The sequence below is a fragment of the Klebsiella sp. KE9456 genome, from assembly GCF_043832615.1.
Lineage (GTDB): Bacteria > Pseudomonadota > Gammaproteobacteria > Enterobacterales > Enterobacteriaceae > Klebsiella > Klebsiella indica.
In genome coordinates, this window is sequence record NZ_JBDYQK010000025.1 from 28,510 (window position 1) to 55,036 (window position 26,527).

The 26,527-nt window shown below is 55.2% G+C and carries 22 protein-coding genes; 16 read left to right on the forward strand and 6 right to left on the reverse strand.

Annotation, left to right across the window (positions count from 1 at the left end; genetic code table 11):
* Positions 1-142: 142 nt before the first annotated feature.
* The 3 genes from malG to malE all read right to left on the reverse strand — a co-directional run bounded on the left by malG (position 143) and on the right by malE (position 4,171).
* Positions 143-1,033 carry a maltose ABC transporter permease MalG gene (gene malG / locus ABK821_RS21225; protein ID WP_138360896.1) on the reverse strand — a complete coding sequence of 297 codons (891 nt, stop codon included), beginning with the start codon at positions 1,031-1,033 and terminating at the stop codon, positions 143-145.
* Between the two features lie 216 nt (positions 1,034-1,249).
* On the reverse strand, positions 1,250-2,794 hold the full coding sequence (malF, locus tag ABK821_RS21230) for a maltose ABC transporter permease MalF (protein WP_138360869.1): 1,545 nt from the start codon (positions 2,792-2,794) through the stop codon (positions 1,250-1,252).
* Positions 2,795-2,980: 186 nt separating this feature from the next.
* Positions 2,981-4,171 (reverse strand): maltose/maltodextrin ABC transporter substrate-binding protein MalE, encoded by a 1,191-nt coding sequence (gene malE, locus ABK821_RS21235; RefSeq protein WP_138360868.1) that lies wholly within the window; start codon positions 4,169-4,171, stop codon positions 2,981-2,983.
* Positions 4,172-4,540: 369 nt separating this feature from the next.
* Here malE and malK point away from each other — a divergent pair, with 369 nt between their 5' ends.
* From malK to ubiA, 5 genes are all read left to right on the forward strand, one after another.
* Positions 4,541-5,650 carry a maltose/maltodextrin ABC transporter ATP-binding protein MalK gene (gene malK, locus ABK821_RS21240; RefSeq protein WP_138360867.1) on the forward strand — a complete coding sequence of 370 codons (1,110 nt, stop codon included), beginning with the start codon at positions 4,541-4,543 and terminating at the stop codon, positions 5,648-5,650.
* Between the two features lie 98 nt (positions 5,651-5,748).
* Positions 5,749-7,038, forward strand: a complete 1,290-nt coding sequence (locus tag ABK821_RS21245; protein WP_142503287.1) for a maltoporin — start codon at positions 5,749-5,751, stop codon at positions 7,036-7,038.
* 112 nt (positions 7,039-7,150) lie between these two features.
* The gene (gene malM, locus ABK821_RS21250; RefSeq protein ID WP_138360865.1) at positions 7,151-8,077 is read left to right on the forward strand and encodes a maltose operon protein MalM; all 927 of its coding nucleotides are present in this window, start codon (positions 7,151-7,153) and stop codon (positions 8,075-8,077) included.
* 187 nt (positions 8,078-8,264) lie between these two features.
* Positions 8,265-8,762 (forward strand): chorismate lyase, encoded by a 498-nt coding sequence (gene ubiC / locus ABK821_RS21255; protein ID WP_138360864.1) that lies wholly within the window; start codon positions 8,265-8,267, stop codon positions 8,760-8,762.
* Positions 8,763-8,775: 13 nt separating this feature from the next.
* On the forward strand, positions 8,776-9,645 hold the full coding sequence (gene ubiA / locus ABK821_RS21260) for a 4-hydroxybenzoate octaprenyltransferase (protein WP_343178761.1): 870 nt from the start codon (positions 8,776-8,778) through the stop codon (positions 9,643-9,645).
* Between the two features lie 59 nt (positions 9,646-9,704).
* On the opposite strand, the gene plsB is transcribed toward ubiA, so the two are convergent.
* The gene (gene plsB, locus ABK821_RS21265; protein ID WP_138360862.1) at positions 9,705-12,128 is read right to left on the reverse strand and encodes a glycerol-3-phosphate 1-O-acyltransferase PlsB; all 2,424 of its coding nucleotides are present in this window, start codon (positions 12,126-12,128) and stop codon (positions 9,705-9,707) included.
* A 129-nt stretch (positions 12,129-12,257) separates the two neighbouring features.
* Here plsB and ABK821_RS21270 point away from each other — a divergent pair, with 129 nt between their 5' ends.
* The 4 genes from ABK821_RS21270 to ABK821_RS21285 all read left to right on the forward strand — a co-directional run bounded on the left by ABK821_RS21270 (position 12,258) and on the right by ABK821_RS21285 (position 15,081).
* Positions 12,258-12,626 carry a diacylglycerol kinase gene (locus tag ABK821_RS21270; protein ID WP_138360861.1) on the forward strand — a complete coding sequence of 123 codons (369 nt, stop codon included), beginning with the start codon at positions 12,258-12,260 and terminating at the stop codon, positions 12,624-12,626.
* A gap of 122 nt (positions 12,627-12,748) precedes the next feature.
* Positions 12,749-13,357 (forward strand): transcriptional repressor LexA, encoded by a 609-nt coding sequence (gene lexA, locus ABK821_RS21275; protein WP_138360860.1) that lies wholly within the window; start codon positions 12,749-12,751, stop codon positions 13,355-13,357.
* Between the two features lie 72 nt (positions 13,358-13,429).
* Entirely contained in the window at positions 13,430-14,746 is a 1,317-nt protein-coding gene (gene dinF, locus ABK821_RS21280; RefSeq protein WP_138360859.1) for an MATE family efflux transporter DinF, read from the forward strand.
* A gap of 125 nt (positions 14,747-14,871) precedes the next feature.
* Positions 14,872-15,081, forward strand: a complete 210-nt coding sequence (locus tag ABK821_RS21285; RefSeq protein ID WP_138360895.1) for a CsbD family protein — start codon at positions 14,872-14,874, stop codon at positions 15,079-15,081.
* A gap of 90 nt (positions 15,082-15,171) precedes the next feature.
* Here the strand turns inward: ABK821_RS21285 and zur are convergent, their stop codons facing one another.
* Positions 15,172-15,687 (reverse strand): zinc uptake transcriptional repressor Zur, encoded by a 516-nt coding sequence (gene zur, locus ABK821_RS21290; RefSeq protein WP_138360858.1) that lies wholly within the window; start codon positions 15,685-15,687, stop codon positions 15,172-15,174.
* 233 nt (positions 15,688-15,920) lie between these two features.
* On the opposite strand from zur, the gene ABK821_RS21295 reads away from it, so the two are divergent.
* From ABK821_RS21295 to pspG, 3 genes are all read left to right on the forward strand, one after another.
* Positions 15,921-16,409, forward strand: a complete 489-nt coding sequence (locus ABK821_RS21295; RefSeq protein WP_138360857.1) for a cupin domain-containing protein — start codon at positions 15,921-15,923, stop codon at positions 16,407-16,409.
* Positions 16,410-16,513: 104 nt separating this feature from the next.
* Positions 16,514-17,512: a tRNA dihydrouridine(20/20a) synthase DusA gene (gene dusA, locus ABK821_RS21300; RefSeq protein WP_138360894.1), complete on the forward strand. Its 999-nt coding sequence runs from the start codon at positions 16,514-16,516 to the stop codon at positions 17,510-17,512.
* Positions 17,513-17,652: 140 nt separating this feature from the next.
* Positions 17,653-17,895 (forward strand): envelope stress response protein PspG, encoded by a 243-nt coding sequence (pspG, locus tag ABK821_RS21305; RefSeq protein WP_142503297.1) that lies wholly within the window; start codon positions 17,653-17,655, stop codon positions 17,893-17,895.
* 433 nt (positions 17,896-18,328) lie between these two features.
* Here pspG and ABK821_RS21310 read toward each other — a convergent pair whose 3' ends face one another.
* Positions 18,329-19,312, reverse strand: a complete 984-nt coding sequence (locus ABK821_RS21310; protein WP_343178762.1) for a quinone oxidoreductase — start codon at positions 19,310-19,312, stop codon at positions 18,329-18,331.
* Positions 19,313-19,377: 65 nt separating this feature from the next.
* Here ABK821_RS21310 and dnaB point away from each other — a divergent pair, with 65 nt between their 5' ends.
* The 4 genes from dnaB (at position 19,378) to ABK821_RS21330 (ending at position 26,525) form a co-directional block, all read left to right on the forward strand.
* Positions 19,378-20,793, forward strand: coding sequence for a replicative DNA helicase (gene dnaB / locus ABK821_RS21315; RefSeq protein ID WP_138360855.1), 1,416 nt, complete (start codon positions 19,378-19,380; stop codon positions 20,791-20,793).
* 151 nt (positions 20,794-20,944) lie between these two features.
* Complete coding sequence (gene alr, locus ABK821_RS21320; protein ID WP_138360854.1) at positions 20,945-22,024, forward strand: alanine racemase; 1,080 nt, start codon at positions 20,945-20,947, stop codon at positions 22,022-22,024.
* A gap of 287 nt (positions 22,025-22,311) precedes the next feature.
* Positions 22,312-23,505: an aromatic amino acid transaminase gene (gene tyrB, locus ABK821_RS21325; RefSeq protein ID WP_343178763.1), complete on the forward strand. Its 1,194-nt coding sequence runs from the start codon at positions 22,312-22,314 to the stop codon at positions 23,503-23,505.
* A gap of 266 nt (positions 23,506-23,771) precedes the next feature.
* The gene (locus tag ABK821_RS21330) at positions 23,772-26,525 is read left to right on the forward strand and encodes a 2-oxoglutarate dehydrogenase E1 component (protein WP_308560721.1); all 2,754 of its coding nucleotides are present in this window, start codon (positions 23,772-23,774) and stop codon (positions 26,523-26,525) included.
* The last annotated feature ends 2 nt before the right edge of the window (positions 26,526-26,527 follow it).

Below are 26,527 nucleotides of genomic sequence, written 5' to 3' on the forward strand. Positions count from 1 at the left end.
CGGTATACTCGTCATACTTCAGGTTGTTGATGCATTGACCGCTCCCGTTTGCCCCGGTCACATAGCGCTCTATGCTCCGGGGATAAGCGGGGGGTATCGCCTTCCCGCAACCTGAATTATTTAGAGTATCTAACAATAAAACTTAACCTTTCACTCCGCCTGCCGTCAGACCGTTAACTAACCAGCGCTGGGCCAGCAGGAACACCACGGTAATCGGGATGGCGGAGAGTACCGCGGCGGCGGCGAAGTCGCCCCACAGATAGTTCTGCGGGTTGAGATACTGCTGCATGCCGACGGCCAGGGTGTAGCTGTTCACATCGCGTAGCAGTAGCGAGGCGACCGGCACTTCAGTAATCGCAGCGATGAACGACAGAATAAACACCACCGCCAGAATCGGCACCGACAGCGGGAGCAGCACCAGGCGGAACGCCTGCCACGGGGTGGCGCCATCCAGTGCCGCCGCTTCTTCCAGAGAGCCGTCGATGGTTTCGAAGTAGCCTTTAATCGTCCAGACGTGCAGCGCAATACCGCCCATATAGGCGAAGATTACGCCGCCGTGGGTATTCAGACCGACGAACGGAATATACTGACCGAGACGGTCAAACAGGGCATACAGCGCGACCAGCGACAGAACCGCCGGGAACATCTGGAAAATCAGCATCCCTTTCAGCAACGTGGCTTTACCCGGAAAGCGCATGCGGGCAAAAGCGTATGCGCAGGTGGTAGAGAGCGCGACGATGCCAATGGCGGTAATACCGGCCACCTTGATGGAGTTCCACAGCCACAGCAGGACCGGGAAGGGGGGCGGCGTAACCCGGCCATCAGCATGTTCAACGCTAAAACCTAACGCCAGCCGCCAGTGCTCCCAGGAGATACGTTCCGGGATCAGGCTACCGGTGGCGAAGTTACCTTCGCGCAGAGAGATAGTGATAACCATCAGCAGCGGGAACATAATCGCCGCGATAAAAATCAGTAGCAGGAGATGCGTGATGAACAGGCGCAGCTTCTGAGATTTGGGTTGAACCATAGCCATAATATTTTTACTCCCCTTGATACCGCTCCAGGTTATTTTGCTTGCCATTTTGAACTCAGGCAGTGCTCAGACAAAAGTCACCGCGTTTTGAACGTCCTTCAGGACGACCCGAAGGATGAGCGTAGCGAATAATCCTCACGTACTACCTGTACGCGCCGGTTCTTCCACGCTGGCCGAGCTCTGGCTGGCCGCGCCAATGACGTCTGGTTATTCCAGTTAATCAAACTTCATACGTGTGGCTTTCAGGTTAACAATCGCCAGCGCGCCCACCAGCAGGAAGATCAGCGTGGCGATGGCCGCAGCCAGGCCGAAATCCTGACCACCGCCGCCTTCAAAGGCGATACGGTAGGTGTAGCTCACCAGCAGGTCGGTATAGCCCGCAGGCGTGGTCGTGCCGAGGCGATCCGGTCCGCCGTTGGTTAACAGTTGAATCAGCACGAAGTTGTTAAAGTTGAAGGCGAAGCTGGCGATCATCAGCGGCGTTAGCGGTTTAATCAGCAGCGGGAACGTGATCTTAAAGAAATTCTGCAACGGGGTTGCGCCGTCCATTGCCGAGGCTTCATATAAGTCGTCAGGAATCGCTTTCAGCAGGCCCATGCACAGGATCATCATGTATGGATAGCCCAGCCAGGTATTGACGATGATGATCATGGCGCGCGCGGTGGTCGGGTCGCTAAACCAGGCCGGTTTGATGCCGAACAACGCGCTGAGCATCATGTTGATCTCACCGAAGCTCTGGTTGAATAACCCTTTGAAAATCAGAATCGAGATAAATGACGGTACGGCGTAAGGCAGAATCAGCAGGACGCGATAAATCGCTTTGCCTTTTAAGGCTTCCCACTGGACGAGGCAGGCGAGCACCATGCCTACCGCCACGGTCAGGATAACGGTCAGGAGGGAGAAGACCACTGTCCAGACGAAAATGGCGAAGAAGGGTTTCTGGATACCTTCATCCTGGAACACGCGGGTGAAGTTGTCCCAGCCAATGGCGACGGTATAGCCAGGACTCAGCTTCTCACTCCCCCAGCTACCGTCGGCGTTAATCGCCTGGTAGAAACCGATTCCGGCGTTAGGGCGATATTTCACGCCATTCTGGTTATTCGTCAGCGTACCGTCCCCGGAGAGCGTATACAGCGGCTGCGTGCCGGAGAACTGACGCAGGGAGCTCATAATGACTTTGCTTGCGTCCGGCAGTACGGCGGTCAGTTGGTTCAGGGCGATACGGTTTTGCGTAATGATGCGCAGGTTAGCGCGTTCGCCTTCTGGCAAGGTATCGGCTTCTTTAAGGGCAAGCTTCTGCTCGCCACCGAATTTAAAGACGTCGGAAAGATAATGTTTACCGCTTTCGCTATCGGTCAGCGCCAGCTTCCACTCCTCTCCCGCCGGGTAAAGCGCGAAGTTGTAGGTTTTACCCGCCTGGAAGGTGCGATCCATCAGTACCTGCTGCGCGCGTTCGAAGGTCAACTGGTTGGTGCTGCTGTAGTTGGTGAAGGCGATGGCGATGGTGCAGACCAACGGGAACAGAACGAACAGCCCCATCCCGGCGAGACCCGGATAAACGTAGCGCCAGGCATAGGTCTTGCGGTTTGAAAAAATGTACAGGCCAACCGAGCTTAAAATCAGCGTCATGATGGCAAACAGGTACTCCCCCTGGGCATACATCAAAACAACAAGGTAACCTATCAACAGGCCAAGCAAACCAATCACAGACCATGTCAACTGCGGGCTTTGCCACCAGTGTTTCTTTTTTACGACATCCATGGGGATCTTCCTCTTTACACTTTTTCTTTCGTGCTACCTCTTTGTTGGCTGCGAATGCGCACCCCAGTCACATACTTATGTAAGCTCCTGGGGATTTGCATCCTTGCCGCCTCGATGTAGCGCGAATGATTTCGTGTAACAACGTATTCAATAAACCTTATTTCTTAAGAAATAAGAGAAACTGTATTACTTGGTGATACGAGCTTGTGCATCTTTCAGCGCGGCGTCGACGGTCTGACGACCGCTGGCGGCGTTGATCACTGCGGTACGAACGGCATACCAGAACGCGGACATCTGTGGGATGTTCGGCATGATTTCGCCTTTCTGGGCGTTCGCCATGGTGGCGGCGATACGCGGATCTTTTTCCAGTTTCTCCTGGAAAGATTTCAGAGCGACGGCGCCCAGCGGTTTATCCTTGTTCACTGCGTCCAGGCCCTGGTCGGTCAGCAGGTAGTTTTCGAGGAACTCTTTCGCCAGTTCTTTGTTCGGGCTGGCGGCGTTAATACCGGCGCTCAGTACGCCAACGAACGGTTTGGACGGCTTGCCTTTGAATGTCGGCAGCAGCGTCACGCCGTAATTGATTTTGCTCTTGTCGATGTTTGACCACGCCCACGGACCGTTGATGGTCATCGCGGTTTCGCCTTTATTGAATGCCGCTTCCGCGATGGAATAATCGGTGTCGGCGTTCATGTGTTTGTTTTTGATCAGGTCGACCAGGAAGGTCAGGCCCGCTTTCGCGCCAGCGCTGTCCACGCCAACGTCCTTCACGTCATATTTGCCGTTTTCAAATTTGAATGCGTAGCCGCCGTCGGCAGCAATCAGCGGCCAGGTGAAGTACGGTTCCTGCAGGTTGAACATCAGCGCGCTCTTACCTTTCGCCTTCAACGTTTTATCCAGCGCTGGAATTTCTTCCCAGGTTTTCGGCGGATTCGGCACCAGATCTTTGTTATAAATCAGCGACAGCGCTTCTACGGCGACCGGATACGCGATCAGTTTGCCGTTATAGCGAACCGCATCCCAGGTGAACGGATAGAGTTTGTCCTGGAAGGCTTTATCCGGGGTGATTTCCGCCAGCAGTCCGGACTGCGCATAGCCGCCGAAACGGTCGTGGGCCCAGAAGATGATGTCCGGACCGTCGCCAGTCGCGGCAACCTGCGGGAATTTCTCTTCCAGCTTGTCCGGATGTTCTACGGAAACGTGAATACCGGTATCTTTTTCAAACTTTTTACCCACTTCAGCGAGGCCGTTGTAGCCTTTGTCGCCGTTAATCCAGATAACCAGCTTACCTTCTTCAATTTTTGCGAGGGCAGAGGCGGAAAACATCATCGTGGTCAATGCAGACAGCGCGAGGATGCGAGCGCCAGTTTTGATTTTCATATACCCGTCCTATTTGGTGATGTGCTCGTGGATACACTTAAGTGGCTTGACGATAATGAGTGTCCTTTTTTAACAACCTCTTTCCATCCTCCCCATCTCTACGCCCCTTCCTTCGTTTATGTGATCTCCATTACAGAAATGCCATTTATGCGCTCTGGAGCACATAAAAATGCTGCTCATTTTGTCGTCCATATCACGAAATGAACCGCATCCCGTTCTCCCAACCAGCGAGATGGCATCTCTCATCCTCCCGCCTCCTCCCCCATAAAAAAGCCGGGGGTGGAGGATTTGCCGGATTCACGAATGCCGCATAGTCAGCCCATCTTGAATGTGTCGTTAAGTGACAGGTTGTAACGAAGGGAGAAGGGCATGGCGAGCGTACAACTGCGGAATGTAACGAAAGCCTGGGGCGAGGTGGTGGTCTCGAAAGACATTAACCTTGAGATCCAGGATGGGGAATTCGTCGTGTTTGTTGGCCCATCGGGCTGCGGTAAATCCACTCTGCTGCGTATGATTGCCGGGCTGGAAACGGTGACCAGCGGCGATCTGCTGATTGGCGATACCCGCATGAATGATGTCCCGCCCGCCGAACGTGGTATCGGGATGGTGTTCCAGTCCTATGCGCTTTATCCCCACCTTTCCGTCGCGGAAAACATGTCTTTTGGCCTGAAGCTGGCCGGCGCGAAAAAAGAACTTATTAACCAACGTGTTACTCAGGTGGCGGAAGTCCTGCAACTGGCCCATCTGCTGGATCGCAAACCGAAAGCCCTTTCCGGCGGTCAGCGGCAGCGTGTGGCGATTGGTCGTACCCTGGTTGCCGAACCACGGGTTTTCCTGCTGGATGAACCGCTTTCTAACCTCGATGCCGCGCTGCGCGTGCAGATGCGTATTGAGATTTCCCGGCTGCATAAGCGCCTCGGGCGCACGATGATTTACGTCACCCACGACCAGGTCGAAGCGATGACCCTTGCCGACAAGATTGTGGTGCTGGATGCCGGTCGCGTCGCGCAGGTCGGCAAGCCTCTTGAACTCTATCACTATCCGGCGGATCGCTTTGTCGCCGGTTTTATTGGCTCGCCAAAGATGAACTTTCTGCCGGTTAAAGTCACCGCCACCGCCATTGAGCAGGTGCAGGTGGAACTGCCTAACCGTCAGCAAATCTGGTTGCCGGTGGACGGCGCCCGCGTTCAGGTCGGCGCCAATATGTCCTTAGGTATTCGCCCGGAACATCTGCTGCCCTGCGATATCGCCGATGTCACCCTCGAAGGCGAGGTTCAGGTGGTCGAGCAGCTTGGTCACGAAACGCAAATTCATATCCAGATCCCATCCATCCGTCAAAACCTGGTGTACCGCCAGAACGACGTGGTGCTGGTAGAAGAGGGAGCCACATTCGCCATCGGTTTGCCGCCTGAGCGTTGCCATTTATTCCGTGAGGATGGCACCGCCTGTCGTCGGTTGCATAAAGAGCCGGGCGTGTAGGGCTTCTAATTAAAAAAAACGTGCACCCTAGCGCGCCGCTAAACCGGCGCAACAACAGGTGAAGCGTTCAAAGAAAAGCAATGATCTCAGGAGATAGAATGATGATGACTCTGCGCAAACTTCCACTGGCGGTCGCCGTTGCGGCAGGCGTTATGTCCGCCCAGGCGTTGGCCGTTGATTTCCACGGCTATGCGCGTTCCGGTATCGGCTGGACCGGCAGCGGCGGTTCACAGCAATGTTTCAAAGCCACGGGCGCTCAAAGTAAATACCGTCTCGGTAATGAATGTGAAACCTATGCTGAGCTGAAGCTGGGCCAGGAATTATGGAAAGAGGGTGACAAGAGTTTTTATTTCGATACTAACGTCGCTTATTCCGTAGACCAACAGGATGACTGGGAAAGCACCTCTCCGGCGTTCCGTGAAGCCAATATCCAGGGTAAAAACCTGATTGACTGGTTACCCGGTTCAACCCTGTGGGCCGGTAAGCGCTTCTACCAGCGGCATGACGTTCATATGATCGACTTCTACTACTGGGATATCTCTGGCCCGGGTGCCGGTCTGGAAAACGTCGACCTTGGCTTCGGTAAACTCTCTCTGGCGGCCACGCGTAACTCAGAAAGCGGCGGTTCGTATACTTTCTCCAGCGATGACACTAAGAAATACGCATCTAAAACCGCGAACGATGTTTTCGACGTGCGACTGGCAGGTCTGGAAACTAACCCGGGTGGTGTTCTGGAATTAGGTGTCGATTACGGTCGCGCCAACCCGCAGGATGACTATCATCTGGCCGATGGCGCGTCGAAAGATGGCTGGATGTTCACCGGTGAACATACGCAGTCTCTCTGGGGTGGCTTTAACAAGTTTGTGGTTCAGTATGCTACTGACTCGATGACTTCTTCGGGTAACGGTCACTCTCAGGGCACCAGTATTGATAACGATGGCAGCATGATCCGCGTTCTGGATCACGGTGCGATGGACTTCAATGACGACTGGGGCCTGATGTACGTTGCGATGTATCAGGACGTCGATCTGGACAGTAAAAATGGTTCGACCTGGTACACTGCGGGTATTCGTCCAATGTATAAATGGACGCCGATTATGAGCACCCAGCTGGAAATCGGTTACGACAACGTGAAATCCCAGCGAACCGGCGAACGCAACAACCAGTACAAAATTACCCTCGCTCAGCAATGGCAGGCAGGTAGCAGCGTCTGGTCCCGCCCGGCGATCCGTATTTTCGCCACCTATGCCAAATGGGATGAAAACTGGGGTAACAGCACAACCACAGGTCTGCAAACGAAAGATAGCAGCGGTAATGGTCTCCTGACCGACAGCCGTGGCAGCGATAGCGAAGTAACCTTCGGCGCGCAGATGGAAGTCTGGTGGTAATACCGTCGTAATCACGTAGTGACACGGAGGGGCTTACACCCCTCCTGATTATTCAGGATTAGCGCGCTATTGCCTGGCTACCGCTGATCCGATGCTATCCGAGGTGAAAACAATGAAAATGAAGAAAACGCTCGTCGCCCTGTGTTTATCCGCAGGAATGTTGGCCTGCGTGCCGGGGATGAGCCTTGCCGATGTCAACGTTGTCCCGCAAAACATCAGCGCCGCCCCGGCCATTCCCGGAACGGCTCTGCAGAAACTGGTCTGGACGCCAGTCGATCAATCTAAAACGCAATCCGTTGATTTGCTTACGGCAGGGCAACGGCTGGATGTCGCTGGTATCTCCGGCCCGGTTGCGGCCTGGAGCGTGCCGGCGAATATTGGCGAACTGACCCTGACGCTCAGTAGCGAAGTGAATAAGCAAAAACAGATTTTTGCGCCGAACGTGTTGATTTTAGATCAGAATATGACCCCGTCTGCGTTTTTCCCCAGCAGCTATTTTACCTATCAGCAGCCCGGCGTCATGGCAGCGGATCGGCTTGAGGGTGTGATGCGCCTGACGCCAGCATTGGGGCAGCAGAAGCTCTATGTGCTGGTCTTTACGACGGAAAAAGATTTGCAACAAACGACCACCCTGCTGGATCCGGCGAAAGCCTATGCCAAAGGCGCGGGCAATGCCATCCCGGATATTCCAGACCCGGTTGCGCGACACACCACCGAGGGTGTACTGAAGCTGAAAGTGAAAACCAGTAGCGGCTCCAGCGTGCTGGTCGGCCCGCTGTTTGGCTCTTCCGGACCTGGCCCTGTCACCGTAGGTAATACGGCGGCGCCAGCCTATAGCGCACCCGCCCCGGCTTCCGTTCCGGCAGCGAAAAGCGAACCGATGCTCGATGATACTGAAACCTATTTCAACAACGGCATTAAACAGGCGGTCGCGAAAGGTGATATCGATAAGGCCCTGAAATTGATGAACGAAGCTGAACGTCTCGGTTCGAAATCTGCTCGTTCCACCTTTATCAGCAGTGTAAAAGGCAAGGGGTGACCGTCTCCCCACAATGCTGATGTTTAGGCTCAGCCTTTCGGTGCGTCCATTGGGACGCACTTTTTTTATCGCGCGGCGGCGTCTGTTGCATGGCTGTTGCGTGGATGATCGGATATTGACGTTTGCCCGCCCTCAGTGTCTCATTCTGCGATACAATACTGTCATGTTATGTACCGGAGATTCAGGCATGCCACATCCTGCGCTTACGCAACTGCGTGCGCTGCGTTATTTTGCCACGATGCCCTCGTTGGATTCGCCTCTGCGCGACTGGTTATTGCTGGAAGACTCAATGACCAAACGCTTTGAGCAACAGGGGAAAAAAGTCAGCGTAATGATGGTTAACGAAGGTTATGTTGGCCGCGAAGCGCTGGCGGATGAAGCCTCTTTGTTGCCGGATGAACCGCGCTACTGGCTGCGGGAAATTATACTTTGCGCCAATGATACGCCCTGGCTGGCGGGCCGCACTCTCGTCCCTGAGTCGACGCTCAGCGGCCCCGAAATGGCGCTACAACAGTTGGGGCAAACGCCGCTGGGCCGTTATCTGTTTACGTCATCTACGCTAACCCGCGATTTTATTGAAATTGGTCGCCATGCTGGTCTTTGGGGGCGGCGTTCCCGTCTGCGGCTGAGCGGCAAACCGCTGTTGTTAACGGAACTGTTTTTGCCTGCATCACCGTTGTATTAAGAGGAAAAATAAAATGGAGTGGAGTCTGACGCAGAATAAGCTGTTGGCGTTTCACCGCTTGATGCGTACTGACAAACCGATCGGCGCGCTGCTGTTGCTGTGGCCGACGCTGTGGGCGCTATGGGTCGCGACGCCGGGAATGCCGCCGCTGTGGATCCTCGTGGTTTTTGTTGCGGGTGTCTGGCTGATGCGCGCCGCAGGTTGCGTGGTAAATGATTATGCCGACCGCAAGTTTGACGGCCACGTCAAGCGCACCGCTCACCGTCCGCTGCCGAGCGGGGATGTCACCGAGAAAGAGGCGCGTACGCTATTTATCGCGCTGGTGCTGGTCTCGTTTCTGCTGGTGCTGACCCTCAACACCATGACTATCCTGCTGTCGATTGCGGCGCTGGCATTAGCCTGGATCTATCCGTTTATGAAACGCTACACTCATCTGCCGCAGGTGGTGCTGGGCGCGGCGTTCGGCTGGTCGATTCCGATGGCATTCTCGGCGGTAACGGAATCGCTACCGCTGAGCTGCTGGCTGCTGTTTCTCGCCAATATTCTGTGGGCGGTGGCCTATGACACCCAGTATGCGATGGTCGATCGCGACGACGACGTAAAAATCGGTATTAAATCGACGGCGATTCTGTTCGGCGATAGCGATCGTTTAATTATTGGTATGTTACAGGTGGCGGTACTGGCGCTGATGGCGACGGTTGGCTGGCTGAACGGGCTGGGCTGGGAATATTACTGGTCGTTGTTTATCGCCGCGGCGCTGTTTGTCTGGCAGCAGAAGCTGATTTTCAGGCGCGAACGCGATGACTGTTTTAAAGCGTTTTTAAATAACAACTACGTTGGGATGGTGCTGTTTCTTGGCCTGGTGATGGGATATATGCGCTAGATTCGACGCTCTACCCGGCTTGCTGGCATCGTGCGCAAGCCGGGCGCTTTCTTCACGCGTTACGCTTCATCCTGGGTAACGCTTTCAATCGTTAAACGCACATCGGACGTAACCAGCGCAGCCAGCATACGGTAGATCTTCAGCGTCTCTTCCGGTTCCGCATCCCCGGTATCGCTGATATAGCCTTCGTCGCGCAGGGTCAGCACCAGCGTGCTAAATACCGCCTTATCGAAGAACTCCGGCGCATTGATGCCGTGCAGTACCGACAGACGTTGCGCGACGGTACGGCTCTCTTTCTCCAGCGAACTGCGGTTGATTGCCGGGTTGGCGCTCAGCAGCCAGAAGGTAATCGCGTAGCGCTGTAGCGTTTCGCGCGCGCCTGCGGCCAGCAGTTGTAGCGCGCGAGCATGAGAAGGGTTCACGCTTACATCATCGCCATTCACGACGATCAGACTCTGACGCTGCATTTCGGCAATCAGCGCATCGACAACGCCCGCCAGCTCGGCTATCTCCCAGCGCAGGAACAGCTCGGCCTTGAGGAACGGATAGAACATCTCGACGTGGCGCAATATTTCTGCGCGGGTAATATGACGATGCTGGGTGACGATGGCGGCTAACAGCGACGGCATAACCAGCATATGGGCGATATTGTTACGATAGTAGGTCATCAGTACCGCCTGTTCGCGCGGCAAAATGATGATATCGCCAATGGTGTCTTTCTCGACTTCAAACTTGTTCATTTGCAGCGCGTGGTCGATAAGAGCGCTGGCCGAGACCGCAGGCGTGGTCGCATCCGTTGAATAGGGCACATTGCGCAGCAGGGCAAGATAGCACTCCAGCTGTTCGGTTAACTGCTTGCGGGTCAGGGAACGCTGACGCGACGCGAGCAGCGCGGTGCAGCACAGGTTCATGGCGTTTGCCGCACCGGCATTGTTAATCCGCACCATCAGATCCGAAGCGATGTTATTCACCGTCGGTGTGAGCCACGATGGACGAACGGCTTCGATAGGATCGATAGACTCGCGCCATTCAGGTACATGCTGGTTCAGGTAGCTCATCAGCGGCAGCGGCTCGCCGAAGTTCACGTAACCCTGACCGAGATTACGCAGTTTGCTTAATCCGCGCAGCATCTGCGGCAGGTTTTCTTTCTCTTTCGTTGCGCCGCGCAGCTCTTTGGCGTAGGTCCCGACCTCCATCACATGTTCGTAGCCGATATAAATCGGCACCAGCGTGATAGGACGATTACCGCCACGCAGCATCGCCTGGATGGTCATCGACAGGGTGCCGGTTTTCGGATCCAGCAGACGACCGGTACGCGAACGACCGCCCTCCACGAAATATTCCACGGAATAGCCGCGGCTGAACAGCTCGCCCAGGTATTCGCGAAAGACGGTGGAGTAGAGCTTATTGCCCTTAAAGGTACGGCGAATAAAGAACGCGCCCAGGCGGCGGAAAATCGGGCCCGCAGGCCAGAAGTTCAGGTTGATGCCGGCGGCGATATGCGGCGGCACCAGCCCCTGGTGATACAGCACGTAGGAGAGCAGCAGATAGTCCATGTGGCTGCGGTGGCAGGGCACATAGACAATTTCATGCCCGTCGTGCGCCAGCTGACGAACGCGCTCGGCGTTATGGACGTTAATCCCTTGATAGAGACGGTTCCAGGTAAAGCCCAGAATACGGTCGGTCAGACGGATCATCTCGTAGGAGAAGTTGGCGGCAATCTCTTCCATCAGCGCGATGGCGTTTTGCTGCGCTTTTTCATGGGAGATTTTCTTGCTGCGTGCTTCATCTTCCACCGCGCGGGCAATGGCTTTTGACGCCAGCAGTTTATTGAACAGATCCTGACGGGCTGGCAGACGCGGCCCGACGGCTGCCAGACGCTGGCGGGCAAAGTGCATGCGCGCCACGCGGGCCAGTTTCTGAGCGATAATTTTGTCGGTGCCGTGCTCGTCCGCCATCTTACGTAGAGAGACCGAAGGCGAGAAACGCACAAAGCTGTCGCGTCCCAGCCAGGAGACGGCAAAGAATTTCTGCACGCCGTTGAGCATACGTAAAGGCGGGTTTTCTTCTCCCTTTTCGCGCCCCGGAGCACGACCGAACATCACTGAAACTGGCACCATCTGTACATCCAGATCGGGATGATTACGGTGCAGGTCCAGATAGTCATGGAACAGCTTGATGGACTCTTCCTTTGGCGTGTAATAGGTAAATACGCGCGGGCCGCCGTGGATAAATACATAGCGCGGAAGCAGAGAGCCATCGATTTCCAGCGGCTCCAGAGGATCGGGTAACTCATGTGCCAGACACTGAGCGCGTAGCGTCAGCAGGTCCGCCTTCGAATTGTAAGGCAGGACGTACATAATAGGGCGCGAGGTATCCAGGCCTAATTCCTCGGCAGGTTGCGCCGGAATAGACTTGCTTTTTACCAGCACCCTTAATGGTAAATTCAGTAATTTATAGTAAATTCGTTGCCAGCCAGACATAGACGATATGAAGCCCCTGGTTAATCATGCAAATGCGCGGCAAGAATAACAGAAAGTGCGCAAAATTTCCGGTGTAACGCGGCAAACGCGTACACTCATTGGCGTTATTTACATTAAAAGGTTCGTTTGATGGCCAATAATACCACCGGGTTAACCCGAATTATTAAAGCCGCAGGGTATTCCTGTAAAGGATTTCGCGCGGCGTGGATCAACGAGGCCGCATTTCGTCAGGAAGGTATCGCGGCCATTATTGCCGTGGCAATAGCCTGCTGGCTGGACGTCGATGCCGTCACCCGGGTTCTGCTGATTGGTTCGGTTCTGCTCGTGATGATAGTTGAAATTATCAATAGCGCCATTGAAGCCGTCGTCGACCGTATTGGTCCTGAGCGTCACGTCCTTTCGGGACGGGCGAAAGATCTGGGGTCCGCGGCGGTTCTGCTGGCGATTATTATCGCGCTGATGACCTGGGGAATGCTGTTGTGGGCGAACTATCGCTGACTCTTGCCGTATCGGTTCGCAAAATGGAAAGAAACTGCTGATTTTTGTGTGAAATATGGTTCCAAAATCACCGTTAGCTGTATATACTCACAGCATAACTGTATATACACCCAGGGGGCGGAATGAAAGCGTTAACGACCAGGCAGCAGGAGGTGTTTGATCTCATTCGGGATCATATCAGCCAGACGGGCATGCCGCCGACGCGTGCGGAGATTGCTCAGCGCTTGGGGTTTCGTTCCCCAAACGCGGCGGAAGAACACCTGAAGGCGCTGGCGCGTAAAGGCGCAATCGAGATCGTTTCTGGCGCTTCTCGCGGTATTCGCTTGCTGACGGAGGAAGAGAGCGGTCTGCCGCTAATTGGCCGCGTTGCCGCAGGTGAACCGCTGCTGGCGCAGCAGCATATTGAAGGCCACTATCAGGTGGATCCATCCATGTTTAAGCCGAGCGCCGATTTTCTGCTGCGCGTCAGCGGTATGTCAATGAAAGACATCGGGATTCTGGATGGCGATCTGCTGGCGGTGCATAAAACGCAGGATGTGCGCAACGGTCAGGTGGTTGTGGCGCGCATTGACGAAGAAGTCACCGTGAAGCGGCTGAAAAAGCAGGGCAACGTCGTTGAGCTGCTGCCTGAAAATAGCGAATTTTCCCCGATCGTGGTCGATCTGCGCGAACAAAGTTTTACCATTGAAGGCCTGGCTGTCGGCGTTATCCGCAACGGCAACTGGCAATAACCTCGCCATTCCGCAGCATTATCCGCTGATGCATGATGCTGCGTCGTTTACTTCCATTCAGGCTCCTCTTCCATGCTTTTTAACTCTGCTGACAGAGCCCTGTGGCGCTTAGCGTTACCGATGATCTTCTCCAATATCACCGTTCCGCTGTTGGGACTGGTGGATACCGCCGTTATTGGTCACCTCGACAGCCCAGTTTATCTGGCAGGCGTGGCGGTTGGCGCAACGGCCACCAGCTTCCTTTTTATGCTGCTTCTGTTTCTGCGCATGAGCACTACCGGACTGACGGCGCAGGCATTTGGCGCAAACGATTCGCAGCGGCTGGCGCGCGCGCTGGTGCAGCCGATTGTTCTGGCGCTGGCCGCCGGGGTAGCGATCGTCCTCTTCAGGGGGCCGTTAATCAATCTGGCGCTACATATTGTCGGCGGCAGTGAATCTGTGCTCGTACAGGCCCGGCACTTTCTTGAGATTCGTTGGCTAAGCGCGCCCGCCTCGCTGGCGAATCTGGTCCTGCTGGGCTGGCTGCTTGGTGTGCAGTATGCCCGGGCGCCGGTGATCCTGCTGGTGGTCGGCAATGTTCTTAACATTGCGCTCGATTTATGGTTGGTGATCGGCCTGCATATGAATGTTCAGGGAGCGGCGCTGGCGACGGTCACGGCAGAATACGCCACCTTCTTTATTGGACTGTTAATGGTGAGACGCGTGCTGGCGCTGCGTGGCGTTCCCCTGTCGATGTTGAAAAACGCCTGGCGTGGCGACATACGCCGTTTGCTGGCGTTAAATCGCGACATCATGCTGCGTTCGCTGCTGCTACAGCTTTGCTTCGGGGCGGTGACAGTATTCGGGGCCCGTCTCGGCGCCGATGTGGTGGCGGTCAATGCGGTACTGATGACTATGCTGACCTTTACCGCCTACGCACTGGATGGTTTCGCCTATGCCGTTGAAGCCCATTCCGGGCAGGCCTACGGCGCGCGCGATGACGGTCAACTGCTTGTCGTCTGGCGTGCGGCCTGTCGCCAGTCAGGGATGGTGGCGCTGGCGTTTACGCTGATTTACAGCCTTGCCGGTGAGCAGATCATCAGCGTGTTGACGTCTCTGCCTTCATTGCAGCAACTGGCCGACCGCTATCTCATCTGGCAGACGATACTGCCGGTGATTGGTGTCTGGTGCTATTTGCTGGACGGTATGTTTATCGGCGCGACGCGCGGGGCGGAGATGCGTAATAGTATGGTTGTGGCGGCGGCGGGATTTGCCCTGACGCTGTTAACGCTACCGGTTCTCGGGAATCACGGTTTGTGGCTGGCGCTGACGGTTTTTCTTGCCCTGCGCGGGGCGTCGCTGGCGCTCATCTGGCGGCGACACTGGCGGTATGGAACCTGGTTTTCGTAGCGGGTTTTATTTGTCTGCTGGTTAAAGATTCTGAATAATAAATTCTACTCAGAATACTCATCTATAGTTAAGTCATGCCCGGCCCATAACGGGCTGTTCATTCACCGAACGATGAGGATTGCATGATGAATAAAGACGAAATCGGCGGTAACTGGAAACAGTTGAAAGGTAAAGCAAAAGAACAATGGGGCAAACTGACCGACGACGATATGACCGTCATCGAGGGTAAACGTGACCAGCTTGTCGGTAAGATTCAGGAACGTTATGGCTACGCCAAAGACCAGGCCGAGAAAGAGGTCACGGAGTGGGAAACCCGTAACGATTATCGCTGGTAGCGAAAGCGTCGTGTTTTAACCCACTGTTAGTGCCTGCCTTGACGGTATCCGGAGGTACCGTCAGCCTTGATTCCCGCTGCGGCTCACCCCTCAGCGGGCTTTCTTTTTAATCTGTATGGTGTGATCGTGATGGCAGTGCCCCGGCGTGCTGCAGGCTTCGACTTCAACGCAGGCGGCACACAGGCCGTGAGCTTCAATCACATTGTGGCGCAGAGCGAAGCCCATTTTCGCCGCCAGGGAATGCATAATATCTTCTACACCTTCCGCACACTCTTCTTTGACGCCACCGCAGCGGTCGCAGATAAACATCGCTGAGCTGTGGGTTGGCTGATCGAAAAGGTGACACAGCACATAGCTGTTGGTGGATTCCACCTTGTGCACGAGTCCCTGCTCCAGCAAAAACTCCAGCGCCCGGTATACCGTTGGCGGTTTGGCCTGCGGTTCTGTTTCCCGGAGCAGATCGAGCAGATCGTAGGCGCTGATAGCCCCTTGCTGCAGGCTCATCAAACGCAACACTTCAAGGCGCTGAGGGGTCAGGCGTACGCCACGTTGTGCACAGAGCTTTTCAGCATGCGCTAACATTTGTTGCGAAGTAGTCTTATCCATGGCGTCCTCTGGTCGCGTGAATGTGAAACTGTTACTTTATCACGTTCCAGATAAAACACCGAGTCCCTGGGACTTATACCGGTCACACTTCACGTTGCCTGTGCTCGCCGGAGGCGCCTTTCTGGCGGGACAAATTTGTTTCTGACGAATTTGTCGCTCACTTTCCGCTGTCTGCAACGCGAATTATTTAGGGTTATGCTATATCCGATGCATCTCATTTTCGGGAGAAAACGATGAAACGACCTGATTGCATTCGACACTGGCGTGAACTGGAGGGGGCGGATGATTCCACCTATCCCGATAGCACAGAGCTGTTCTCCATCGGTGCGCCGCTGGCGCGCGGCCTGCGGTTGAATCGTCTGGGGATCCATCACGAACGTCTTCCGCCCGGGCGTCGTACCTCCTATCCGCACGCGGAAAGCGACGAAGAAGAGTTTATCTATGTGCTGGAGGGGTATCCGGACGTGTGGATTAACGGCTATCTCTGGAAGCTGGAGCCCGGTGATAGCGTCGGCTTTCCTGCCGGAACCGGCGTTTGCCACACCTTCCTCAATAATACCGACCACGAAGTTCGCCTGTTAGTCGTCGGCGAGGCGAACAACAAATTCAACCGTATCTACTATCCGCTTAATCCCGGCTATGCCGCTACCCGTCAGGATCGTTGGGTTGATCATCCGCCGCAGTTTTTCGGCCCGCACGACGGCAAGCCGCGGAGAAAGTAACGTTTGTTGTCCGATAGAAAAAGTCCGCGCCGGGGCGATGCGCCAGTGATGTATCTTTGTGCTATAGTAGCGCCCCTTTTTACCCGGATGCTTATTTATTCGCCATGATGTCAGAATCAACGCCAACTGCTTTTGCCGCCCACCGTTTTTCCATCGCGCCGATGCTCGACTGGACAGACAGACACTGCCGCTATTTTCTGCGTCAGCTCTCGCGCCATACGCTGCTGTACACTGAAATGGTGACCACTGGCGCGATTATTCACGGTAAAGGCGACTACCTGGCCTATAGCGAAGAAGAGCATCCGGTCGCTCTGCAACTGGGTGGCAGCGATCCGGCGGCGCTGGCGCACTGCGCAAAGCTGGCGCAGGCGCGCGGCTATGATGAAATAAACCTCAACGTTGGTTGCCCGTCCGATCGCGTGCAAAACGGCATGTTCGGCGCTTGCCTGATGGGCAATGCCCAACGGGTTGCCGACTGCATTAAAGCGATGCGCGACGTGGTGTCGATTCCGGTAACGGTAAAGACCCGCATCGGTATTGATGACCAGGACAGTTACGAATTTCTGTGTGATTTTATCGAAACGGTTTCCGGGAAAGGCGAGTGTGAGATGTTTATCATCCACGCGCGTAAGGCGTGGTTATCCGGCCTGAGCCCGAAGGAGAATCGTGAGATCCCGCCGCTGGATTATCCGCGCGTCTACCAGCTTAAACGCGATTTCCCGCATCTGACGATGGCGATTAATGGCGGCATTAAGTCGCTGGCGGAGGCGAAACGGCATCTGGAGCATATGGATGGGGTGATGGTGGGCCGCGAGGCTTATCAGAATCCGGGCATTCTGGCCTCGGTCGACCGGGAAATTTTCGCCGTGGACGGTATAGATGCCGATCCGGTTGCCGTGGTCCGCGCGATGTATCCCTATATTGAACGTGAACTCAGCAACGGAACATATCTGGGACACGTGACGCGCCACATGCTGGGACTGTTTCAGGGGATTCCGGGCGCGCGCCAGTGGCGCCGCCATCTGAGCGAGAATGCGCATAAAGCCGGTGCGGATATCAATGTGCTGGAGCAGGCGCTGCGATGGGTTGCCGACAAGGGTTAATTTTTCACTAAAACCTGGTCAAATTCACCACTTTACGTATAAGTGATGTGATAAATTTTGTTTATATTCAATAAGTTATATTTGGCATGGTTCTTGTAATACCCAGGAAGTGATAGAAAAATTTCTTTGGGGAGAAGATGATGCTGGAACTCTTATTTGTGATTGGCTTTTTTGTCATGCTGTTGGTCACCGGCGTGTCATTATTGGGTATTATCGCCGCCATCGTGGTGGCGACAGCGGTGATGTTTGTCGGCGGACTCTTTGCTTTAATGATTAAATTACTGCCGTGGCTGCTGTTGGCCGTTGTCGTGGTGTGGGCGATCCGGGCGATAAAATCGCCGACTGAGAGTCGTTATCGGAGTAATAACCGCTGGCATTACTAAGGTATTGAGCGCTATGTCACAACCTGAAGATTTTTGCCTAAAACAGCGTAGGCTTTGCTAATTAAATCTGCCACTATTAACAAGTTAATGAATTCATCGAGCTGTACCCTACATACAGCCGAAACAAAAAAAGTAAGGGCTTCCCGTGTGGAAGCCCTAAACTTTTGAGGCTGATGACAAACCGATATTAGATATGTCTCGTATTTCCGCCAGGTGGCGGCTGGCGTCTTACCAGACATACAATTTCAACAATATTACTATATTCTGGTTTTTTCGTAGGCTCGCGTAAGCGAAGCGCCGCCGGGAAATTTCAGAAAAACGCGCTTTGTCAGCACGCTGAACCTTTTCTGCTTATTCCGGCATACGACAGGCTACAGGGGCGCTGGCTGTGGTTGCCCGGCTTTTATCCATCACTCCAGGCAACACATCCGAACTACGGCAACAACAAACTTGAACCCTGCGTCGCCCGGCTTTCCAGTACCTCATGCGCGCGTCTGGCCTCGGTTAAGGCATATTTCTGATTCTCTGCGACATCCACTTTTATCACGCCGCTGGCGATCAGCGAGAATAGCTCATTGCTGGCTTCCGTCAGCTCTTCGCGCGTGGTGATATAGCCTTGCAGCGAAGGGCGGGTGACATACAGCGAACCTTTCTGGTTGAGGATGCCAAGATTGACGCCGGTTACCGGGCCTGATGAGTTGCCGAAGCTGACCATCAGCCCCCGCCGCTGCAGGCAGTCAAGGGAGGACTCCCAGGTATCTTTGCCCACGGAATCATAGACCACATGGACTTTCTTGCCGTCGGTGATCTCCTTCAGACGTTCGACGATGTTCTCTTCGCGGTAGTTAATGATTTGCCAGGCCCCGGCCTGTCTGGCGCGTTCAGCCTTTTGCGCGCTGCCGACGGTGCCGATCAGTTTAGCTCCCAGCGCATTTGCCCACTGGCAGGCAATCAATCCCACGCCGCCAGCCGCCGCGTGAAACAGGAACGCTTCGCCTGCTTTGATTTCATAGGTTTTACGCAGCAGATACCAGACCGTCAGGCCTTTCAGAAATGAGGCCGCCGCCTGCTCGAAAGTGATCGCCTTAGGTAAAATGGCGACTTTATCGGCGGCGATGTTATGCACGGAACTATAGGCGCCCAGAGCCGATTGGGCGTAAACCACCCGATCGCCGACCTTGATATGGGTTACGCCGCTGCCGACCTGGCTGACCACGCCAGCGGCTTCGGTACCCAGGCCGCTCGGTAATGAGGGCGGCGGATAGAGGCCGCTACGGATGTAGGTATCAATGTAGTTGATGCCTATAGCTTTATTTTCTACCTGAACGTCGTATTCTGCGGGAGGCTGCGGCGTGAACTCCACCGTTTGCAGAACGTCAGGCCCTCCGTGCTTGTGAAATTCAATACGTGTTGCCATGCTCCCTCCATTAAATAATGTGGTAATCTTTCGAACCATTCACTATCTCGGTAACTCCATTCACTATGGCAGGAAATAAACCCTTCAACAAATCACAGACTGAACCCCGAGAGCGCGATTATCAACTCGACGGGTTAAAAGTCCCGCCGCACTCGATTGAAGCGGAACAGTCGGTGTTGGGCGGTTTAATGCTGGATAACGAACGCTGGGATGATGTTGCCGAACGCGTCGTTTCAGACGATTTTTATACTCGTCCGCACCGCCATATTTTTACCGAAATGGCGCGTCTGCAGGAGTCGGGGAGTCCGATTGACCTGATTACGCTCGCGGAATCGCTGGAGCGTCAGGGGCAACTGGATAGCGTCGGCGGATTCGCCTATCTGGCGGAATTATCGAAAAATACGCCAAGTGCGGCGAATATTAGCGCCTATGCCGATATCGTGCGGGAACGTGCGGTTGTGCGTGAAATGATCTCGGTGGCTAACGAAATCGCCGAAGCCGGTTTCGATCCGCAGGGCCGCACCAGCGAAGATCTGCTGGACCTGGCCGAATCGCGAGTTTTCAAAATCGCCGAAAGCCGCGCCAATAAAGATGAAGGCCCGAAGAATATCGCTGACGTGCTGGATGCCACCGTGGCGCGCATCGAACAGTTATTCCAGCAACCTCACGACGGCGTCACCGGCGTGAATACCGGTTATGACGACCTCAACAAAAAGACCGCCGGTCTTCAGCCGTCGGATCTGATTATTGTCGCCGCGCGTCCGTCGATGGGTAAAACGACATTTGCGATGAACCTCGTTGAAAATGCGGCGATGTTGCAGGATAAACCGGTATTAATCTTTAGCCTTGAGATGCCCTCGGAACAGATTATGATGCGTTCTCTGGCTTCCCTGTCTCGCGTTGACCAGACCCGCATTCGTACCGGTCAACTGGATGATGAAGACTGGGCGCGCATTTCCGGCACCATGGGGATTTTGCTGGAAAAGCGTAATATCTATATTGATGACTCCTCCGGCCTGACGCCAACGGAAGTACGCTCCCGCGCGCGGCGTATCGCGCGTGAGCACGGCGGGATTGGCCTTATCATGATCGACTACCTGCAACTGATGCGCGTGCCGTCGCTCTCCGATAACCGTACCCTGGAAATCGCAGAAATATCGCGTTCCTTGAAGGCGCTGGCGAAAGAGCTGCAGGTACCGGTGGTGGCGTTGTCGCAGCTTAACCGCTCCCTGGAACAGCGAGCGGACAAACGCCCGGTGAACTCCGACCTGCGTGAATCCGGCTCCATCGAGCAGGATGCCGACTTAATCATGTTTATCTATCGTGACGAGGTGTATCACGAGAACAGCGATTTAAAAGGCATCGCTGAAATTATTATTGGTAAACAGCGTAACGGCCCCATCGGGACGGTGCGCCTGACGTTTAACGGTCAGTGGTCGCGCTTTGATAATTATGCTGGGCCACAATACGACGACGAATAAATAATTTGGCTATTTTATTTGCGATTTTGGGATTGGGCAGTGCTCGCCATCCTCACGTACTTCAGTACGCTCCGGTGGCTGCGCGCTGGCCGCACCCAAACTCGCTGCATCAATAACGCCAAATTTGAGATAAATAATTCAAGGAATTTAAATGCAAGCGGCAACTGTAGTGATTAACCGCCGCGCTCTGCGACACAACCTGCAACGTTTACGCGAACTGGCACCTGCCAGCAAACTGGTTGCGGTGGTGAAAGCGAACGCCTACGGACACGGTCTTCTTGAGACCGCGCGAACGCTCCCTGACGCCGATGCTTTTGGCGTCGCTCGCCTCGAAGAAGCGCTGAGTCTGCGCGCTGGCGGTATCGTCCAGCCGATTCTGCTGCTGGAAGGCTTCTTCAATGCCGCTGACCTGGCGGTGATTTCCGCCCAGCGTCTGCACACGGCGGTACACAGCCCGGAACAGCTGGCGGCGCTGGAAGAGGCTGATTTACCGGAGCCGGTAACCGTATGGATGAAGCTGGATACGGGCATGCATCGTCTTGGCGTGCTGCCGGAGCAGGCCGAAGAATTTTATCAGCGCCTGAGCCAGTGTAAAAACGTCCGCCAGCCGGTAAATGTCGTCAGCCACTTCGCCCGTGCTGATGAGCCTGAGAGCGGGGTTACGGAACGTCAGCTGGATATCTTTACTTCCTTTACGGAAGAAAAACCGGGGCTGCGCTCTATTGCTGCCTCCGGCGGGATTTTGCTGTGGCCGCAGTCGCATTTCGACTGGGTGCGCCCGGGGATTATTCTTTACGGCGTATCGCCGCTGGATAACCGCTCCACTGGCGCGGATTTTGGCTGCCAGCCGGTGATGACTCTGGCCTCCAGCCTGATTGCGGTTCGCGAACATAAAGCCGGCGAACCGGTTGGCTACGGCGGGACCTGGGTTAGCGAGCGCGATACGCGTTTAGGCGTGGTGGCGATGGGCTACGGCGATGGTTACCCGCGCGCCGCGCCGTCCGGAACGCCGGTGCGGGTTAATGGTCGCGAGGTGCCGATTGTCGGGCGCGTGGCGATGGATATGATTTGCGTCGATCTTGGGCCCGAAGCGCAGGATAAATCTGGCGATCCGGTGGTGTTCTGGGGAGATGGTCTGCCCGTGGAGCGTATTGCCGAAATTACAAAAGTAAGTGCTTACGAACTTATTACGCGCCTGACTTCAAGAGTGTTGATGAAGTATGTGGATTAACCGGCGTTCAGCTGGCTGCGACACCTCCTGATGCATTTATACCCAGAATAATTCGAGTCGCAAGGCGGGGCGAATGACTGGCTGCGCATACTGAACTTGAAGTGCGGCGGGGGCATCAGGCTTTGTCCCCGCCGGGGAGGAACAACACTCCAGATTATCCGCTGCACCGGCCAGCGTGACGCCACATCCGCTCTGTTTTGTTGAATCCGCTAACATCCTCTCGATCTTCTTTCACATCCAGTTTATTGTGTTATGACTAGCCTCATGTAAATCCGGAGAAACATCTCGTGTTTCAAAAAGTTGACGCCTATGCCGGCGATCCCATTCTCTCCCTGATGGAGCGTTTCAAAGAAGATCCGCGCAGCGACAAAGTAAACCTTAGCATTGGCCTCTTTTACAACGAAGACGGCATTGTTCCTCAACTTCAGTCGGTTGCCGCAGCGGAAGCGCGCCTGAATGCCCAGCCCCACGGCGCTTCGCTCTATTTGCCGATGGAAGGGCTGAATACCTACCGTCAGGCGATCGCGCCGCTGCTGTTTGGCGTCGATCATCCGGTACTGGCGCAAAATCGCGTCGCATCGATTCAAACTCTGGGCGGTTCTGGCGCGCTGAAAGTGGGGGCTGATTTCCTGAAGCATTATTTCCCGGCGTCGCGGGTATGGGTTAGCGATCCGACATGGGAAAACCACATTGCTATATTTGAAGGGGCTGGATTCGAAGTAAGGACTTACCCCTGGTTTGATGATGAAACCAATGGCGTGCGTTTCGAAGCCTTGCTGGAAAAACTCAATACGTTGCCGGAGGGCGACATCGTGCTGTTGCATCCGTGCTGCCACAACCCGACCGGAGCCGATCTCAGCAACGCGCAATGGGATGACGTGGTTGAGGTATTACAAACGCGTAATCTGATCCCCTTCCTCGATATCGCCTATCAGGGATTCGGTGGCGGAATGGACGACGATGCCTATGCCATTCGCGCCATTGCCCACGTCGGCATGCCAATGCTGGTCAGTAATTCCTTCTCAAAAATTTTCTCCTTGTACGGGGAGCGGGTTGGCGGGTTGTCGGTGGTGTGTGAAGATGCGGAAACCGCGAGCCGCGTGCTGGGGCAACTGAAAGCGACCGTGCGTCGTAACTACTCCAGCCCGCCGAATTTTGGCGCGCAGGTGGTTGCGGCGGTATTGAACGACAGCGCGCTGAAAGCCCGCTGGCTGGCGGAAGTTGAAGGGATGCGTACCCGCATTTTGACCATGCGTCAGGCGCTGGTTAACGTACTTAAAGAGGCGGTGCCGGGCGGCGATTTTGAGTACCTGCTTAAGCAGCGCGGGATGTTTAGCTATACCGGTTTTAGCGAGGCCCAGGTTGACCGTCTGCGCGATGAATTCGGCGTCTACCTGATTGCCAGCGGCCGCATGTGCGTGGCGGGGCTGAACTCACGTAATGTGCAGCGCGTGGCGCAGGCTTTTGCTGCGGTGATGTAAGTCACGCCTTCAAGGCCTGGCGTCAGCGCCAGGCTGGTAACCAACCCACTCTGAATATTTTGCCAGCATTTCTGACTGGCTTGATGTCATCACCTCTGTTAATCCGAACGGCTGTGCCTGATGCCGGACATCTTCTTATTACCTGTTCCTGTTTCCGCCCAGATTTACGCATCGAATTATTGATAACCATTTGAATATAAAGATTTATCCTTGTTGGTATGGATGCTGCATTACTCCGGCAGGTTATTAACCACAAGGAGAATCATATGGAAAACACGACCTCGCCCGGTGCGCTGCTCAGCGGCGAGAATGCGGCCTGGCTTGAAGAGTATTACCAGACCTGGCTGCACTCCCCCGAGCAGATCCCGGAAGACTGGCGGCGTTTTTTTCTTTCTCAGGAACAGGATCCCGGCGTTGAACCGTCAACGGTAGCGACCACAGGCACGACCTTAAAAAAACAGGCTGCCGTGACGCAGTTGATTTACGCCTGGCGAAATCTCGGACACCTGCGCGCGAAACTGGATCCGCTGGCGCAATCGGCGGTTGCGGAAGTGCCGCAGCTGACGTTGGCATTTTGGGGATTGAGCGAAGAGGATCTGACCCAGGAGTTCAGCGTCACCTTCGGCGAACATACAACGCTGATGCCGCTTAAACAGCTGCTTACGATGCTGGAGCAGAGCTGGGCGGGAAGCCAGGGGTATGAGCTGGCCCATCTGGATAACCGTGAGGAAGTGGCCTGGCTACTGGCGCGAATTGAACGCAACGCTCCGCAGCCGGATGCGCAGACCTGTATGGCGCGTTTTGAAAAGCTGGTGGCGGCGGAGACGCTGGAGCGTTACCTGCATACGCGCTATGTCGGGCAGAAGCGCTTTTCTCTGGAGGGAGGAGAGAGCGCGATCCCCGCGCTGCATACGTTGGCGCAGCGCCTGCGTGAACAGGGCGTGGAAGAGTTAGTGATCGGCATGGCGCACCGTGGGCGGCTGAATGTGCTGGTCAATCTGTTGAATAAAGATCCGGCCCGGTTGTTTGCCGAATTTGAAGGGAAACTGCCTGTTGGCCACGGTTCCGGCGACGTGAAATATCATATGGGTTACTCCAGCAATCTGGAGACACCGGCTGGGTCGCTACATGTGGCGCTGGCCTATAACCCGTCGCATCTGGAGATTGTCAATCCGGTCGTACAGGGACAGGTGCGCGCGCGGCAGAACCGGCGTGGCGAAAAGGGACGGGAGCGGGTCGCTGGCGTGCTAATCCACGGCGATTCAGCGCTGGGCGGCCTCGGGGTCAACCAGACAACGCTTAATCTGTCGCAAACGGAGGGGTATGGTACCGGGGGCACGATTCATCTTGTTATTAATAACCAGATTGGCTTCACCACCTCCCGACAGCAGGATATGCGTTCATCGCGTTACTGTACCGATATCGCCAAAATGGTTGCGGCGCCGGTGATCCACATCAACGGCGACGATGTGGACGCGGTATGTCAGGCGATAGCGCTGGCCTGCGACTGGCGCAATACTTTCCACCGCGACATCATGGTCGATCTGGTTTGTTTTCGTAAGCACGGTCATAACGAAAGCGATGAACCGCGCCTGACCCAGCCGCAGATGTATCAGGCTGTTGATGCTCATCCCGGTACGCGTACCCGCTATGGTGAAGTGCTGATGCGTCGCGGCGTTTTGACGGCGGAGCAACAGGAGCAATTGATTGGCCGTTACCGAGACTGGCTGGATGCCTGCCATGAGCGTGAGCCGCTTCCCGTACCGTGTGCAAAACACGCATTCAGCGCCAACTGGGAGGGGTTATCCAACCCACAGTGGAGCGCGCAGGTTTCCACCGCGCTGCCCCGTGAGACGCTGACCGGCTACGGCGAGATCATTGCCACGCTGCCGGAAGATATCGTCGCGCATCCTACTATCAAGCGGCAGTTGGCTTTGCGCAAGAAGATGGCGGCAGGCGCGCAACCCGTCGATTGGGGGATGGCGGAAATGTTGGCCTATGCCTCGTTGGTCGATTACGGATATGGCGTGCGCCTGTCCGGAGAAGATTCTGGCAGGGGAACATTCAGCCACCGCCATGCCGTCATTCATCATCAGACGCAGCCGATTTGCTACTCACCTTTGCAACATATCCGCGCGGGACAAGCGCCTTTCGAGGTATTTGATTCGGTTCTGAACGAAGAGGCGTTGCTGGCCTGGGAGTACGGTTATTCCACCTCCGCGCCGCAGCAACTGGTGATCTGGGAGGCGCAGTTTGGTGATTTCGCCAACGGTGCGCAGGTGGCGATCGACCAGTTTATCTCGTCCGGTGAAACCAAATGGGACCGCTATAGCGGGCTAACGATCCTCCTGCCGCACGGTTACGACGGTCAGGGCCCGGAACACTCTTCCGCTCGTCCTGAGCGCTGGCTGCAACTGTGTGCCGAAAACAATATGCAGGTGGTGATGCCCAGCGAGTCGGCGCAGATGTTCCATCTGCTGCGTGGACAGATGTTGCGACCGATGCGTAAGCCGCTGGTCATCTTTATGAGTAAACGTTTACTTCGTCTTAAGGGCGCGATGAGCGAGCTTTCACAACTGAGCGAAGGCGCTTTCCGGCCGGTGATTAACGATCCGCTGGCGCAGGATCCGGCGAAGGTTAAATGCGTCATTTTGTGTAGCGGCCAGGTGTATTACGACGCGCTGGACGCGAGGAAGCAGCGTGGCCTTGATGACAGCGTGGCGATCGTACGTGTTGAACAGCTTTATCCGTTCCCGGCGGATGAACTGAACGCTTTGCTGGCGGTATGGCGGCATTGCCCAAATTGGGTCTGGCTCCAGGAGGAACCGGAGAATCAGGGCGCGTGGCGGCAGATTTGCCAGCAACTGGCCGCACTGGCGCTTGATAACCCCGTCTGGCGCTATGTCGGGCGACCTGCCGCCGCCGCACCGGCGACGGGTTACGGGCGAGTGCATAAACAACAAATTGACGACTTTCTGACGGATGCGTTCGCAGATATCCCGTTATCACAAGGAAAATAAAC